Here is a 15,405-nt window from a genome sequence, read left to right as displayed (position 1 = left end):
GTGGAAGCACTGACACTAAAGCGCTATATGCTAAAAACTAGCATTTTTCAATGCTGGTCACTGTATTATGATTGTCCTGAACATGCCACCTAATATTAAAATCATATAAGGTCATGCCGTAGCTTTGCTCTGAGTCACGTTGCTTTTTATAAGCTGGGCGAGGATCTTGCTTTAATACATTGCTTATAAACGCTTTTAATTCAGGTTGCTCAGTTTGCTTTGCAATAAACGCCAGGGCTTCTTCACTAAACTCAACGCTCATATCGGTTTCTGGTCGGGTATCGGCAAAGCCTGCGGTGGCATCGGTCATTGCGTCTGAGTAGGGCAAATATGGCTTAATGTCTAAAATAGGTGTGCCATCGAGTAAATCGATTCCTGAAAGCAATAAGCTTAACTGACCATTTTTATACTCGATACCCTCTAATTTTACGGCACTCATGCCAATTGCATTTGGGCGAAAGGTTGCACGTGTTGCAAATACACCTTTACGTTCATTACCGCCTAGGCGAGGGGGTCTCACCATTGCTGAATAGCCTTTATCTGCGGTTTCATGAAATCTGAATAGTAACCAAATATGGCTAAATTCATCGAGGCCGCGTACAAACTCTTCACGATTAAAATCGCTGCTAAATACCAGCTTTGCTTTAGCTTCAGGAACTAAACGAGGTTGGCGAGGTATGGCAAACTTTTGTTTATAAGGAGATTGAATATGGCCGACGGCAGTTAATTGGTATTCGCTCATTGTGCATTGTCGTTAAGAAAATCTGCCGACATTTTACATGCATTACATGCAAACACAAAAAAGGCAGTCGAGACTGCCTTTTAAATATTTAGACTGTATAGTCTAAATTAAAACATGTATTGGAATGATACAGACGCAACGTCCATATCTGGGTCAATATCATCTTCTAATTTATAGCGCTCATACTCTAAACGTACTTGCATGTTTGTTGTGAAAGCATATTCTACACCTGCACCATAAAATACATCACCACCGTCTGAGTCAGCACTGATGCTGCCAAGCTCGCCTAGGTCTTGCTCAATTTCAGCATCCCACTCTAGCCAACCACCTTTGGCATAAACAGAAAAGCTATCTGTAATTGGGGCTGCTAAGCGTGCTGCTAGTGAAACACCGTCAATTTCAGCTTTAGAATCGATATCGCTTACTTCATCAAAATTTTGATAAGCAAGTTCAAGGCTTAAGTACTTGTTAAACTGAGTACCAATATAGCCTTTTAGCATTTGTGAATCGTCATCGAAGTCAGTGTCATTTTCACTGTCTTCAAACTCAAAAGAATATTGGCCGTAGCCGATACCGGTATAAATACGCGGAGAATCCATTTCGGTAATATCTGCATGTGCAGCATTATTAAAACCTAGTAGTGCTAAAGAAAGTGCAGAAAGTGAAATTGCTTTAATCATTTAATAGCTCCTTTATAAAATAAATAAACGAATGTTTCGCGTCATTCACAAGGAGTATTGCAATGGCAATGCCAAGCTGAAAATAAAGCCTAAAGTATTGTTTTTAGGCTTCATTAAGTGGTTTTTTAAACAGTTTGTTGAAACTGTAATCAGGCATTCAGTTTGGCAGTCGTAACAATTTCAGGGTGCTCTGTAGAAGTTACTAGGTGCAGTTTATATTTTTGTTGCTTTAAATTTTAGGCTTTTTGTAAAAGGGTTTCTGTTTCTATCGCGATCTCTTTCATTTTTATCGCATAGTTTTCAATTTTCTTTTCTTCGTCTGTTACGGCTGTATATGAAGGTACTTCAATTGGGTAGCCTGCTTCATCCATTGCAATAAAACTTATAACACAATGATTGGTTTCAACTAGATTTTGTGTTTTAGGGTCGCCGCAGCGTACTTGAATAAAGATTTGCATGCTGGTTTTACCTGTGTGGGCAATACTGGCTTTCACTTCGACTATTTGGCCAACCAAAATAGGGCGCTGAAACTTTACACCCGCAACTGAGACAGTTACGCAGTAATGACCGCTCCAACCTGCAGCACAGGCGTAACCAGCTTGGTCAATCCACTTCATTACCACACCACCATGAACTTTACCGCCAAAATTGACATCGGTAGGCTCAGCTAAAAAACGAAAGGTTACACTTGAAGACGGCATACTTTACTCACTTTTATAAAACACGACACTTTCAGCATAGCCTAAAAAAGGGGCCGAAGCCCCTGCAATTTAGGATAAATTTTAATTAAATGAGTAACGTGCGTTACATATTAGGGTAGTTTGGCCCTCCTGCTCCTTCAGGTGTTACCCAAGTAATGTTTTGACTTGGGTCTTTAATGTCGCAGGTTTTACAGTGCACACAGTTTTGTGAGTTGATCACAAACTCTTTCTTACCTTCAACTTCTTGTACTTCGTACACACCTGCAGGGCAGTAGCGTTGTGCTGGCTCATCGAATTGCGGTAAATTCACTGCAATAGGAATCGAGTTATCTTTAAGCTTTAAATGGCATGGCTGCGATTCTTCATGATTGGTATTTGATAAAAACACCGATGAAAGTTTATCGAAGCTAAGTTTGCCATCTGCTTTTGGGTAGTCGATTTTTTCAGCCTGATCAGCTGCAACCAAGGTTGCATGATCTGGCATGTTATCTTCAAAGTTAAACGGTAAGCTGCCACCAAATAGATTTTGATCGAGGGTGTTATAAGCACCACCTAAGAATTTACCGAGTTTGTGCATAACAGGGCCAAAGTTACGTGATTGATAAAGCTCTTTGTATGCCCAGCTTTGTTCAAAAGCTGATTTATATTCAGCTAAATCGGCATTTTCTTTACCGTCGCTAAGAGCTGCTACTATCACATCAGCGGCAACCATGCCTGATTTCATCGCTGTATGATTACCTTTGATCTTGGCAAAGTTCAATGTGCCCGCATCACAACCTACAAGTAAACCACCCGGGAAGTGCATTTTCGGTAAAGAACGCAGGCCACCTTTGGCAATAGCTCTTGCGCCATAGGCTATGCGTTCACCGCCTTCTAAAACATCTTTAAAAACAGGGTGATGCTTCATGCGTTGGAATTCATCAAACGGGCTTAAATGTGGGTTTGAATAGTTAAGGTCAACAATTAAGCCAACCACAACCTGATTGTTGTCGCTGTGATACATAAATGCACCACCACTGGTATCACCAGTTAACGGCCAGCCTGTACCATGTACTACAGTGCCTTCTTTGTGTTTACTCGGGTCGATTTGCCAAATTTCTTTGAAACCTAAACCGTAATGCTGTGGTGATGCATCTTTATCAAGAGCAAAGTGTTTGATTAGCTCTTTACCTAAATGACCGCGGCAGCCTTCAGCAAATACGGTGTATTTTGCTCTAAGCTCCATACCAGGCATGTAACCATCTTTTTCGTTGCCGTCTTTATCAAGGCCCATATCGCCAGTGATAATGCCTTTCACTGTTTCGTCTTCAATAATCAAAGAATGAGCACTAAAGCCAGGGAATATTTCTACCCCTAAGTTTTCCGCTTGCTCTGCTAAAAAGCGACATACATTACCCATAGAGACAATGTAATTGCCTTCGTTATGGAATGTTTTAGGGCTAGCAAAGTGGGGGATGCTGGTGGCTTTTTCACTGTTATTGAACCAATAAATATCATCTTGCGTTACTTTAGTGGTAACTGGTGCGCCTAATGACTGCCAATCAGGTAATAATTCATCCAGCGCTTTGGTTTCGAAAACCGCACCCGATAAAATGTGTGCGCCCACCTCAGAGCCTTTTTCTACCACACAGATCATTAATTCTTGTTGTTTTTCTTGTGCTTGTTGAGCCAATCTAATCGCAGTTGATAAACCTGCTGGGCCTGCGCCTACGATGACTACATCAAATTCCATGGTTTCGCGTTCGACCATATAAACCTCTTCTCGGTGACGGACCTGCTGTAAAGAACCTTATTTCATACTTGCAAATGAAACGTTACAGGCTGTGAATACTTTAAGGTTATTTTAGGTTGACGTTTACGTCAACAGGAAGTAGTCTGAATTCATAAAATAAATAAGTTGACGCCAAGGTCAACTTTGAGAACACACAATTGATGGAGTCACGATGAAAGTCCTCGTTCCAATTAAAAGAGTAATTGACTACAACGTCAAAGCACGCGTTAAAGCCGATAAAACGGATGTTGATCTAGCTAATGTAAAAATGGCGATGAACCCGTTTTGTGAAATTGCAATTGAAGAAGCTATTCGTTTAAAAGAAGCAGGGACGGCCACAGAGGTTGTTGCTGTGACTATTGGTAATAAATCATCTCAAGAGCAATTACGTACGGCATTAGCACTCGGTGCTGATAAAGCCATTCATATTGAAACAGAAGAAAAGCTTGAGTCTTTACATGTTGCTAAATTACTGAGCAAGATTGTAGAGCAAGAATCACCTGAGCTGGTTATTTTAGGTAAGCAATCGATTGACTCTGACAACAATCAAACCGGTCAAATGCTTGCAGCTTTAACGGGTCGTGGCCAAGGTACTTTTGCATCTAAAGTCGATGTTCAAGCGGGTACCGTTAATGTAACGCGTGAAGTAGACGGTGGCTTACAAACAGTTGCTCTTAAACTACCTGCTATCGTAACCACAGACTTACGTCTAAATGAACCGCGCTATGCTTCATTGCCAAACATTATGAAGGCAAAACGCAAGCCTCTTGATGTAATTGCTGCTGACAGCCTAGGTGTAGACCTTGCGCCTCGCGTACAGCTGGTAGAAGTAAATGAGCCAGAAAAACGCAGTGGCGGCATCATTGTAGAAGATGTAGCAACATTGGTAGAAAAGTTAAAAACAGAAGCGAAGGTGATCTAAATGAAAACATTAGTGATAGCCGAACACGATAAAGGTGTTCTAAAGCCTGAAACCAATAAAACGATTACTGCTGCTGTTAAACTAGGCTTTGATGTAGATTTACTACTTGCCGGCGAAAACTTATCAGCAATGAGTGAACAAGCAGCATCAATTGCAGGTGTTAGTAACGTACTTATTGCCGATGATGCAGCTTATGCTAATCAACTTGCAGAAAACATAGCTGATCTAGTTTTATCTTTAGCTGATAACTATTCACACATTGTCGCAAGCGCAACAACAACGGGTAAAAACTTTATGCCACGTGTTGCTGCACTTTTAGATGTTGCGCAAATCTCTGAAATCATCGATGTGATTGATGCAGATACCTTTAAGCGTCCTATTTATGCAGGTAATGCAATTGCGACAGTTAAATCATTAGATAGCAAAAAGGTTATTACTGTTCGTGCAAGTAGCTTTGATATTGCACAAGAGCAAGCGCCAGTAGCTGTAACGAGTGTTACTGGTAAAGGTTCTGTTGGTCTGAGTGAGTTTGTATCAGAAGAACAAACTGAATCAGAACGCCCTGAGCTTACTGCAGCACCTGTAGTTATTTCAGGTGGTCGTGGTATGCAAAATGGTGAAAACTTTGCGTTATTAAATGGTATTGCTGACAAACTAGGTGCAGCGATTGGTGCTTCACGTGCTGCTGTTGATGCGGGCTTTGTACCAAACGATATGCAAGTCGGTCAAACAGGTAAAATTGTTGCGCCAGATTTATATATTGCTGTGGGTATTAGTGGTGCGATTCAACACTTAGCGGGCATGAAAGACTCAAAAGTGATTGTTGCCATCAATAAAGACCCTGATGCGCCAATTTTCCAAGTCGCAGACTATGGTTTAGTTGCTGATTTATTTGATGTGTTACCAGAGCTTGAAAGCGCTCTGTAATTCATAACGATTCTGGTTGTTAAAAGCTGTTCACCTTTTAGGTGCGCAGCTTTTTTTATATTTACGAAGCTATTTTACTGGAAGGTAGCCAATATCGAGCATTTTTTGTTGTATCTTTTTTGACTTTATAAATACAGCTAATTTGTCACCTATTTTCTTTGAACGCGGTGATTGTGTATTAACTATCAATACCAATGGGCGAACAAAAGCGTATTCTCCACTTTGAATTGTTTCGATAGACGGGCTAACGCCATCAATTGCTAATAAACTCACTTTATTTATTCTTCTATCGTTTTCAAGCTTGGTTATTGCTCCATATGAATCATAAGCAATAGCATTTTGTATTCGTTGCACAATTCCCAGCGCTTGATTAAATTGATCGTATAATTCAACTTTTTGTTCAGAAAATAGGCCTCTATTTCCAGCATTTTTTAGGCGAATAAAATTACTGTCTGGTTCTTTGATGTAATCAAGCTGTAAATACTCTAAAAACACATCAAAACTGCCGTGCGTTGTGCCTTTGCTGAAAAGCAAAATCTCATCATTTTTACTACTAAGTTTCGGAGTATGCGGAGAAACATCTGACCACTTAGTGAGCTTACCCTGATATATAGCACTGAGTGTACTAGTTGATAACTCATCGATATTGAGGTTTTTATTTACAAAAAAAGTGATCGCATCTTGTGCTAAAACAATTTGCCGTAAAAAGGGCCATCTTTGTTGTTCATCTTTGGTGAGGTATCGGGAGCTTGTGCCAATATCGATGACATTATCTGCAATTGCGATAATTCCTTTATCGCTACCCATAGGTCTTATTTGTATGCTATTACCAAATTCTTGACTTAATTCGCTCTTAAGATCTATTAATAATGTAGAAACAGAAGTTGATCCTGCAATAAAAATAGGCTTTGCGTTTAAGTCTTCTTCTAGTGCCGTGACTTTGCATGCGATTAATGATGAGGTTACTAGTAAAATGGTCTGAATAGCGCGAAAGTGCATAATAAAATGAGCTCTTAATTATTAGACTACTTTCAATATAGGCTATTTATTTATGTTTGCTAAATCTCTACCAGATTTTTTATATATTATAGTGTGTTAGCAATAAAAAAGCCGCTCGAAAGCGGCTTTTAAATTGTATAGCGTTGCTTATTAGTAAGTCGCGCTGCCTTTTGTACGTGGGAAAGCGATAACGTCACGTACGTTCCCCATACCGGTTACATATGCAACTAAACGCTCAAAACCTAGACCAAAACCTGAGTGCGGTACAGTGCCGTATTTACGTAGGTCGCGGTACCAGCTGTAATCTTCTTTGTTTAAGCCCATTTCTTCTAGACGCTTATCTAATACATCTAGACGCTCTTCACGTTGAGAGCCACCGATGATTTCACCAATACCTGGTGCAACTACGTCCATTGCAGCGACTGTTTTGCCGTCTTCGTTTTGACGCATGTAGAAGGCTTTAATATCACGCGGGTAGTTTTTGATAACTACTGGTGCGTTAAAATGCTCTTCAGCAAGGTAGCGTTCGTGCTCAGATTGTAAATCTACACCCCATTCAACAGGGTATTCGAATTTCTTGCCACACGCTTTTAATATTTCAATAGCATCTGTGTAATCAACTTGTGCGAAATCTTTAGTTACGAACTCTTCTAAGCGTGAGATAGCTGTTTTCTCAACACGTTGTGCAAAGAATTCCATATCGTCACGACGCTCAGTTAATACTGCATTGAAAACATATTTCAGCATGTCTTCAGCAAGTTTTGCGATATCTTCTAAATCTGCGAATGCAACTTCAGGTTCAACCATCCAAAACTCTGCTAAGTGACGAGATGTGTTTGAGTTTTCAGCACGGAAAGTCGGGCCAAAAGTATAGATTTTTGACATTGCAGATGCGTATGTCTCACCATTTAACTGACCAGATACTGTTAAGAATGCTTCTTTACCGAAGAAATCTTCACTGTAATCGATGTCGCCTTTATCTGTGCGTGGCAAGTTTTGCATATCTAAAGTAGATACACGGAACATTTCACCGGCGCCTTCACAGTCACTAGCAGTGATGATAGGTGTGCTGATCCAGTAGTAGCCTTGCTCGTGATAAAAACGGTGAATCGCTTGTGCTAAACAGTTACGTACACGTGTCACTGCACCCATGATGTTAGTACGAGGGCGAAGGTGTGCGTGCTCACGTAAATATTCAATGCTGTGACGTTTAGCAGACATAGGGTAGGTGTCTGGGTTCTCAACCCAACCTAATACTTCTACAGAGTTAGCTTGAATTTCGAAAGACTGACCTTGACCCGCAGAAGGCACAAGAACACCCGTTACAGATACAGAACAACCCGCAGTTAAACGTGTTACTTCATCATAATTATTGAGTGAATTAGGTACTACCGCTTGAATAGGATCAAAACACGAACCGTCATGAACGGCTAAAAATGAAATTCCTGCTTTTGAATCGCGGCGTGTACGGATCCAGCCTTTTACTGTTACTTGGCTGTCTACCGCAACCTTGCCTTTTAATAGCTCTGAAATCGCTAAATGGCTCATCTTCACTCCAATGATATAAGTTGCCTAATATAATAATGCTGTGCATTGCACTTGAATCGACTATCTTACCCTCGTAAATCAAATAAAAAAACTATTGTGACGCACTCTTTAGTAGTTTTTCTTCAATTGAGTAAAATAGCAGCAATATTTTGCGTAAAATTTGCGTTTATTTAAATTCTCGCTGCGCTAATTGGTTATTTTGTGGCATTATTAACAATTCTCAATAGGATAACTGTCCTTTAGTCTTTAATTAAATTGTATAACAGGTGCTATGAAACAAGTTTTTATTCTTCGCGGCTTACCAGGCTCAGGTAAATCATATTACGCACAAAGCCTTGCTGATGAGTTGGTAGCTGGTAATGAAAGTGATTATGTCGTGTGTTCAACAGATGATTATTTTTACAATAGCGAAGGTGAGTATCAATTTGATAAGTACAAGTTATCTGAATATCACAATCTAAACCTTGCACGCTTTATTAATGCCTTAGCAGAAGAAATCCCGTTAGTAATTGTTGATAACACTAATATTAAAAAATGGGAATTTATCGCTTACGCACAAGCGGCTACTGCACTGGGTTATCAAGTAAAAGAAGTGATCGTTGGTGAAATTAAAGATAAATCATTACAGCATCTTTACGCTAAGCGCTGCGAACATAAAGTACCGCTTCGCATGATAAGTAAAATGGCTTATATGTTTGAATGGTAAAGTTTAAAGAAAAGGAAGCATCAGCTTCCTTTTTAGCAATACGCCTGCTGTTCTATGGCTGCATAAATAGCATTGCATAACTTAGTTAAGCTTTGTTCGTCGCTTATGTAAGGCGGCATCAAATAAATTAACTTACCAAACGGGCGTATCCACACACCTTGCTCGATAAAAAAGCGTTGAATTTTTGCTACATCTACACTTCGCTTAAGCTCAACAACACCAATTGCCCCCAATGTCCGCACATCAACGACTGCATCAAGTTGCTTACACTTTGCAAGCTGGGTTGTTAGAACATCATTTATGTGTTCAATTTGCTCTTGCCACGGTTGCTCTAGCAGTAAATCAATACTTGCACAGGCTGTAGCACAGGCAAGCGGGTTACCCATAAAAGTTGGGCCATGCATTAATACGCCGGCTTCACCTTCACTAATGCCAATAGCGACTTTGCTGGTGGTTAATGTTGCTGATAGGGTCATCATGCCACCCGTTAATGCTTTGCCAATACATAAAATATCAGGCTCTATGTTGGCGTGCTCAACAGCAAACAAGGTGCCGGTGCGGCCAAAGCCTGTGGCGATTTCATCACAAATAAGTAAAACATCATACTTATCACACAGAATGCGTAGGTGCTTTAAGTAATCAGGGTGGTAAAAATTCATGCCCCCAGCATTTTGAACTATGGGTTCAATGATAAATGCCGCAACATCGTGGTGGTGAGCTGCAAAGTAGCTTTCAAGCGTATCAGCTTCAGCAGGGTTAAACTCGCCATTAAATTTAGCACTCGGCGCAGGTACAAAAACATGTTCAGGTAAAAATCCTGAGTACATACTGTGCATTGAATTAACCGGATCGCAAACGCTCATCGCCGCAAAGGTATCGCCATGGTAGCCCTTAAGCGGCGTCATTAATTTTTGTTTGCTGGTGTAACCTTGGCTAAGCCAGTACTGCAAGGCCATTTTTATTGCAACTTCAACACTCACAGAGCCACTGTCGGCTAAGAACACCTTATCGAGTGACTCAGGTGTGATACTGACTAGCTTTTTACACAGCTCAACAGCGGGCTCATGAGTTAAGCCACCAAACATGACATGACTCATTTTGCTAACTTGCTGGGTGATTGCTTCATTTAAAACAGGATGGCAGTAACCATGGATGGCACTCCACCAAGAGGCCATACCATCTATTAGGCTTTCGCCTGTTTCTAAGAAAATACGATTTGCATTGGCATGACTGACTGGGTAAACGGGAAGGGGCTGAGTCATAGAAGTATAAGGGTGCCAAATATGCTCACGATCAAAATCTAAATCTATTGGTTGTTTATTAATCATATGTAAACTTTATATCACTTCGATTCGTTGACAATGTTACGTCAAGTCGTAGACTAAGCCAATCTAACCGTCCCAATAATTTAAAAAAAGAGACTATTATGGAGCACGCAGTTGTCCGTCACGATTGGACTCACCAAGAAGTAAAAGCATTATTTGAAATGCCGTTCAATGATTTGTTATTTAAAGCGGCCAGTGTGCATCGTGAAAACTTCAATCCAAATGAAGTACAAATTTCTACTTTATTATCGATTAAAACCGGTGCTTGCCCAGAAGATTGCAAATATTGTCCTCAGTCAGGTCATTATAAAACAGACTTAGACCGTGAACGCCTTATGGAAGTAGAAAAAGTGGTTGAGCAAGCGCGTGTTGCCAAAGAAAAAGGCGCTACCCGTTTTTGTATGGGCGCTGCGTGGTCTGATCCGAAAGAACGTGACATGCCTTATATTTCAAAAATGGTAAAAGAGGTTAAAGAGCTCGGCCTTGAAACCTGTATGACGCTTGGCATGCTAGATAACGAAAAAGCCCATGCATTAAAAGACGCGGGTCTTGATTACTACAACCATAACCTAGATACATCACCTGAGTATTACCAGCAGATCATTACAACACGAACTTACCAAGACCGTTTAAACACCATCGATAACGTGCGTGATGCGGGCATGAAAGTGTGCTCTGGCGGCATTGTAGGTATGGGCGAGCAGGCTGCTGACCGTTTTGGTTTATTAATGCAATTAGCTAATTTGCCGCAGCAGCCAGAGAGTGTGCCAATTAATATGTTGGTTAAGGTTAAAGGCACGCCACTTGAAGATGTCGAAGACTTAGACCATTTTGAGTTTATTCGTACCATTGCTGTTGCACGTATCATGATGCCGAAAAGCTATGTTCGTTTATCAGCTGGTCGTACGGCGATGAATGAACAAATGCAATCTATGTGTTTCTTTGCTGGTGCTAATTCAATTTTCTACGGTGATAAACTACTGACTACAGAAAACCCTGAAGCAGACGCAGACATGATGCTGATTAAAAAATTAGGCATGAACCCAGAAACTCGTGAAGATTATTCTGATGAAGCGGTTGCAGCATCACTTTCATCAAAAGTTGCTGATAAAGCAACATCAGAACTATTTTACGAAGCGTAGCAATTAAATGGCTTTTGATTTTATTGCCGAGCATCTTGTTGAGCGTCAAGCAGAGGCATTACTGAGAAAGCGTCAACTTGTTGAGCAATCAAGCGGGCGCTTTATTCAGGTTGCAGGCAAACAGTATTTAAATTTTGCCAGTAATGACTACCTTGGCTTTTCGGATGGTTTTATTGAGATACAAGCGCAGCAACTAGGTAGCCACAGTTCAGCATTAGTGAATGGTTATAATAAACCACAACAACAGCTTGAGCAGCGTTTATGCGAGTTATTAGGCTACGAAAGCGCCATGTTATTTAATAGCGGATTTAGTGCTAATAGCAGTGTATTAAAAGCGTTGTTTCAAGATAAAAGTGTAGCGAAATCATCGGCAATATTTCAAGATAAGCTCAATCATGCCAGCTTAATTGATGGTGGACTTCATTCTGCCGCTGCCATGGTGCGCTTTAATCATAACGACCTTAGGCACTTAGAATCTCGGTTACAAAAGTCAAAAGCAAAGCATAAGCTTATAGTGAGCGAAGGGGTGTTTTCGATGGATGGCGATCAAGCCCCCATTGAAGCACTCTGTAAACTCGCTAAACAATACAACGCGTGGCTGATGATTGACGATGCCCATGGCTTTGGTGTGTTAGGCGAGCAAGGCTTAGGCAGTTGTGAGGCAATCAAGCCTGATTTACTGATCATCACCTTTGGCAAGGCACTGGCAAGTAGTGGCGCTTGCCTGCTTGCATCAAAGCAAATGATTGATTACATGTTGCAGTTTAATCGCGAATACATTTATTCAACGGCGATGTCACCACTGATGGCAAGTTGTACTCTTGAGCGACTCGAAAAGTTACTAAAAGCAGATAAGAGACGCTCTCAGCTTACAGAGAATATTGCCTACTTTAGAGCACTTGCCAAAGAGCATAACTTGGCATTAATGGAATCAACAACGGCAATTCAGCCCTTGGTATTGGGCGATGCAGAACACACGCTTGCCGTTGCTAATAAGCTTAAAGAGAAAGGCGTGTGGTTAACCGCTATTCGACCGCCCACGGTGCCATTTAATACGGCACGACTTAGAGTAACCATAAGTAGCGCACATCAAGCAGACGATATAAAACAGCTTGTTGATTCACTAGTGGAGTGTTTATGAGTGTTCAACTGCAAGCGCCTTTAAGCTTTCAACACAGTAATAAGCAAACAACACAAACTAAGTTCTCTAAAGCGGCTGCAAATTACGCGAGCCATGCTAATGTACAAAAACAAGCTGCTGCACACTTATTTAAAATGATGGCAAGTAAACATCAGCAGGGTACTTGCCTTGATTTAGGAGCTGGGCCTTTAGTTAATACGGCAATGCTTAAAACACATTTTGATACTGTATTGGCAATGGATTTAAGTCATTCCATGCTAAGCACAGAGCATAACCCGCGTTGTTTAAAAGTGTGTGCTGATATGGATAACCTACCATTACAGCAAAACTCTCTTGATTGTGTGTTTAGTAATTTTGCAATGCAATGGTCTGCTGATTTAGAGGCACTACTTAAAAGTCTTTTTTACTCCCTAAAAGCAGGCGGTAAGGTTTATTTAAGCTGCGTGGTAGATGGATCCCTTAAAGAGATCAAACAGGCTTTTGCTTGTTTAGATGATCAAAGCCATATTAATCAGTTTCATAGTGCTAGTCACATTATTGAGTATGCAAAATTAGCAGGGTTTAAGCTCAATTTTGCAGCCGATAGATGTTATATAGATGCCTATAACTCTCCCTTAGATGCTCTGCGCTCAATAAAAGCGATTGGTGCTACCTCATTGCAAACTAAGCAAAAACGCAAAGGATTATTGACAAGACAGGCACTTAATAGTGTTTGTAGGGCATACCCTCTGGTTGATGGGCATGCTAGAGTGAGCTATCAAGTTGTCCTTTTAGAACTAGAAAAATAGAATTAACTAAAAAATGAAAGAATTTTTTATCACGGGTACAGACACCGATGCCGGAAAAACCCATGTCACCAGTTTATTATTAAACTTACTGGCGCAACATAAACAGCGTGCGGTTGGTTTTAAACCTATTGCAGCAGGCGCAGAAGAAGCATTTGGTCAGCTAGTGAATGATGATGCATTAACCTTAATGGAAAGCTCATCAATTGGGGTTAAATATAACATAGTTAACCCCTTTACCTATGAGCCACCCATTGCACCGCATATTGCAGCTGCCCAAGTAGGTGACAGACTGACATTTGATAAGCTCGATACTGCTTATGCAAATGTAAAAGCACTCAATACCGATTATATTCTTACAGAAGGTGCAGGCGGTTGGTGTTTACCTATCAACGAAACTGATTTACTATGCGATTGGGTTAAATCACAAAACCTTGATGTTGTTCTAGTAGTAGGCATGAAGCTTGGTTGCCTTAATCACGCACTATTGACAGCTGCTCACTTTAAAGCGCTCGGTGTAAATTGTGTGGGTTGGATTGCAAATCATGTAGACCCAAACATGCGTGAACAAGAGGCCAATTTAGAAACACTAAAATCAGCATTGCCTTTCCCGCTTTTAGCGATTAGTCCGTATACAGACGGCACCCCTAAATTAAAAATTTACAAAACCTTACTTGAAATTTTATCTATCAACCCATAATAATTGAGTTGTTACTTTTGACATACTCTGTCACAATTGGTTGCAATTAGTTCCTTGCAACCAATTGCATAAGCCCTAAACTGAGTTGGTAGAACACCCAGATAATTTTATTAACTAACGATTTTTAACCATGTCGTTAGTTAATACAATTGGTATGTTTATTCTGAGGTTTTTATGAAGCGTGTATTTTTGTTTCTACTTACAAACTTAGCGGTAATGCTAGTTTTAGGTATTGTGTTGTCTATTGTGATGAGCGTACTGGGTATTAGCCATCGCAGTCTAGGCGGCATTTTAGTTATTTCGACCGTATTTGGTTTTGGTGGCTCGTTTATTTCGTTATTTATGTCGAAATGGATGGCAAAAAAATCAACTGGTGCACATGTTATTGAACAACCTCGTTCTGAAACAGAACAATGGTTAGTTTCGACGGTAGCAGCGCAAGCTAAAAAAGCAGGTATCGCGATGCCAGAAGTGGCTATTTACGATAGCCCTGAAATGAACGCATTTGCGACCGGCCCAAGTAAGAACAACTCGCTGGTGGCTGTGAGCACAGGTTTATTACACAACATGAATCAAGATCAAGCTGAAGCGGTATTGGCTCATGAGGTGTCACACATTGCAAATGGTGACATGGTAACGCTGACACTTATCCAAGGTGTAGTGAATACCTTTGTTATCTTTATGGCGAAAGTATTGGCAGGTATTGTTGATAACTTCCTTAATAGTGATGAAGAAGAGGGCGGGAGTAGCTGGACATACTTCTTGTTCGATATGATTTTCCAAATGTTATTTGGTGTTCTAGCAAGTGTGATTGTTGCTTACTATAGCCGTAAACGCGAATTCTCTGCGGATGCCGGTGCAGCAAAACTAGTAGGTGCAGATAAAATGCGCAGCGCCCTTGAGCGTTTAAAACAAAACCACCCATCACAACTTGAAGGTTCAATGATGGCATTTGGTATTGCAAGCGGTAAAGGTGTTGCTGAATTATTCTCATCGCACCCACCACTTGATGAGCGTATTAACGCATTACGTTAATTTAAACACGAAAAAGCCAGCTTGATGCTGGCTTTTTTTATTGTTGGTTTTTCTCTCGCTCGAGTTGTTGTGGCAATAAAACCTCAACAATTTCACGGGCCGGTAAGGTATACCTTACGCCATCAAACATCACAGAAGTATGTTCATCAATACTGGTGATCCCTGTTAAGGTCCAGCCTTCCCCGCGTTCTTTACAGTATACTGTGGTGGTAGGTTGAATTACTTTAAATTCTTCACTCATCGAACTTAATCTAATTGCTTGAAATTGCGTTTATAGTAAG

Annotated in this window: 16 protein-coding genes; 8 read left to right on the top strand and 8 right to left on the bottom strand. The window is 40.6% G+C overall.

All coding sequences use genetic code 11. From position 1 onward, the window contains the following. Nucleotides 1-37: 37 nt before the first annotated feature. The 4 genes from tsaA to CWC02_RS04835 all read right to left on the bottom strand — a co-directional run bounded on the left by tsaA (nt 38) and on the right by CWC02_RS04835 (nt 3,873). Complete coding sequence (gene tsaA / locus CWC02_RS04850) at nt 38-742, bottom strand: tRNA (N6-threonylcarbamoyladenosine(37)-N6)-methyltransferase TrmO (protein ID WP_054553913.1); 705 nt, start codon at nt 740-742, stop codon at nt 38-40. A 107-nt stretch (nt 743-849) separates the two neighbouring features. Beyond that, nucleotides 850-1,422 carry an outer membrane beta-barrel protein gene (locus CWC02_RS04845; RefSeq protein ID WP_055198360.1) on the bottom strand — a complete coding sequence of 191 codons (573 nt, stop codon included), beginning with the start codon at nt 1,420-1,422 and terminating at the stop codon, nt 850-852. Between the two features lie 236 nt (nt 1,423-1,658). Continuing rightward, nucleotides 1,659-2,123 carry an acyl-CoA thioesterase gene (locus tag CWC02_RS04840; protein WP_054561436.1) on the bottom strand — a complete coding sequence of 155 codons (465 nt, stop codon included), beginning with the start codon at nt 2,121-2,123 and terminating at the stop codon, nt 1,659-1,661. A 103-nt stretch (nt 2,124-2,226) separates the two neighbouring features. Next, entirely contained in the window at nt 2,227-3,873 is a 1,647-nt protein-coding gene (locus CWC02_RS04835; protein ID WP_138616780.1) for an electron transfer flavoprotein-ubiquinone oxidoreductase, read from the bottom strand. A 193-nt stretch (nt 3,874-4,066) separates the two neighbouring features. Here CWC02_RS04835 and CWC02_RS04830 point away from each other — a divergent pair, with 193 nt between their 5' ends. Both CWC02_RS04830 and CWC02_RS04825 read left to right on the top strand, forming a co-directional pair. Further along, on the top strand, nt 4,067-4,816 hold the full coding sequence (locus tag CWC02_RS04830; protein ID WP_063705098.1) for an electron transfer flavoprotein subunit beta/FixA family protein: 750 nt from the start codon (nt 4,067-4,069) through the stop codon (nt 4,814-4,816). Further along, entirely contained in the window at nt 4,817-5,743 is a 927-nt protein-coding gene (locus CWC02_RS04825; protein ID WP_138616778.1) for an electron transfer flavoprotein subunit alpha/FixB family protein, read from the top strand. It abuts the gene before it with no gap. A 69-nt stretch (nt 5,744-5,812) separates the two neighbouring features. On the opposite strand, the gene CWC02_RS04820 is transcribed toward CWC02_RS04825, so the two are convergent. After that, a complete protein-coding gene (locus CWC02_RS04820) occupies nt 5,813-6,742 on the bottom strand; it encodes a PstS family phosphate ABC transporter substrate-binding protein (protein ID WP_138616776.1) in 930 nt (309 codons plus the stop codon). Nucleotides 6,743-6,892: 150 nt separating this feature from the next. After that, complete coding sequence (asnS, locus tag CWC02_RS04815) at nt 6,893-8,290, bottom strand: asparagine--tRNA ligase (protein ID WP_054553906.1); 1,398 nt, start codon at nt 8,288-8,290, stop codon at nt 6,893-6,895. 271 nt (nt 8,291-8,561) lie between these two features. Here asnS and CWC02_RS04810 point away from each other — a divergent pair, with 271 nt between their 5' ends. Next, nucleotides 8,562-8,996 carry an ATP-binding protein gene (locus CWC02_RS04810; RefSeq protein ID WP_138616774.1) on the top strand — a complete coding sequence of 145 codons (435 nt, stop codon included), beginning with the start codon at nt 8,562-8,564 and terminating at the stop codon, nt 8,994-8,996. A 32-nt stretch (nt 8,997-9,028) separates the two neighbouring features. Here the strand turns inward: CWC02_RS04810 and bioA are convergent, their stop codons facing one another. Further along, the gene (bioA, locus tag CWC02_RS04805; protein WP_138616772.1) at nt 9,029-10,324 is read right to left on the bottom strand and encodes an adenosylmethionine--8-amino-7-oxononanoate transaminase; all 1,296 of its coding nucleotides are present in this window, start codon (nt 10,322-10,324) and stop codon (nt 9,029-9,031) included. Between the two features lie 98 nt (nt 10,325-10,422). Between bioA and bioB the strand changes: the two genes are divergently transcribed. From bioB to htpX, 5 genes are all read left to right on the top strand, one after another. Beyond that, nucleotides 10,423-11,463, top strand: a complete 1,041-nt coding sequence (gene bioB, locus CWC02_RS04800) for a biotin synthase BioB (RefSeq protein WP_054553903.1) — start codon at nt 10,423-10,425, stop codon at nt 11,461-11,463. 7 nt (nt 11,464-11,470) lie between these two features. Next, nucleotides 11,471-12,604 (top strand): aminotransferase class I/II-fold pyridoxal phosphate-dependent enzyme, encoded by a 1,134-nt coding sequence (locus CWC02_RS04795; RefSeq protein WP_138616770.1) that lies wholly within the window; start codon nt 11,471-11,473, stop codon nt 12,602-12,604. Further along, on the top strand, nt 12,601-13,392 hold the full coding sequence (locus CWC02_RS04790; protein WP_138616769.1) for a methyltransferase domain-containing protein: 792 nt from the start codon (nt 12,601-12,603) through the stop codon (nt 13,390-13,392). Before CWC02_RS04795 ends, CWC02_RS04790 begins: the two co-directional genes overlap by 4 nt. Nucleotides 13,393-13,405: 13 nt before the next feature. Next, nucleotides 13,406-14,089 (top strand): dethiobiotin synthase, encoded by a 684-nt coding sequence (gene bioD / locus CWC02_RS04785; RefSeq protein WP_130166356.1) that lies wholly within the window; start codon nt 13,406-13,408, stop codon nt 14,087-14,089. A 174-nt stretch (nt 14,090-14,263) separates the two neighbouring features. Next, nucleotides 14,264-15,124 carry a protease HtpX gene (htpX, locus tag CWC02_RS04780; protein ID WP_054561446.1) on the top strand — a complete coding sequence of 287 codons (861 nt, stop codon included), beginning with the start codon at nt 14,264-14,266 and terminating at the stop codon, nt 15,122-15,124. Nucleotides 15,125-15,161: 37 nt separating this feature from the next. Here htpX and CWC02_RS04775 read toward each other — a convergent pair whose 3' ends face one another. Further along, nucleotides 15,162-15,365: a hypothetical protein gene (locus tag CWC02_RS04775; protein WP_054561447.1), complete on the bottom strand. Its 204-nt coding sequence runs from the start codon at nt 15,363-15,365 to the stop codon at nt 15,162-15,164. Nucleotides 15,366-15,405 lie beyond the last annotated feature (40 nt).

Origin of the sequence: Pseudoalteromonas sp. S2721, assembly GCF_005887425.1 — a bacterium.
Lineage (GTDB): Bacteria > Pseudomonadota > Gammaproteobacteria > Enterobacterales > Alteromonadaceae > Pseudoalteromonas > Pseudoalteromonas simplex.
This window is presented reverse-complemented; position numbering and strand designations above follow the sequence as displayed.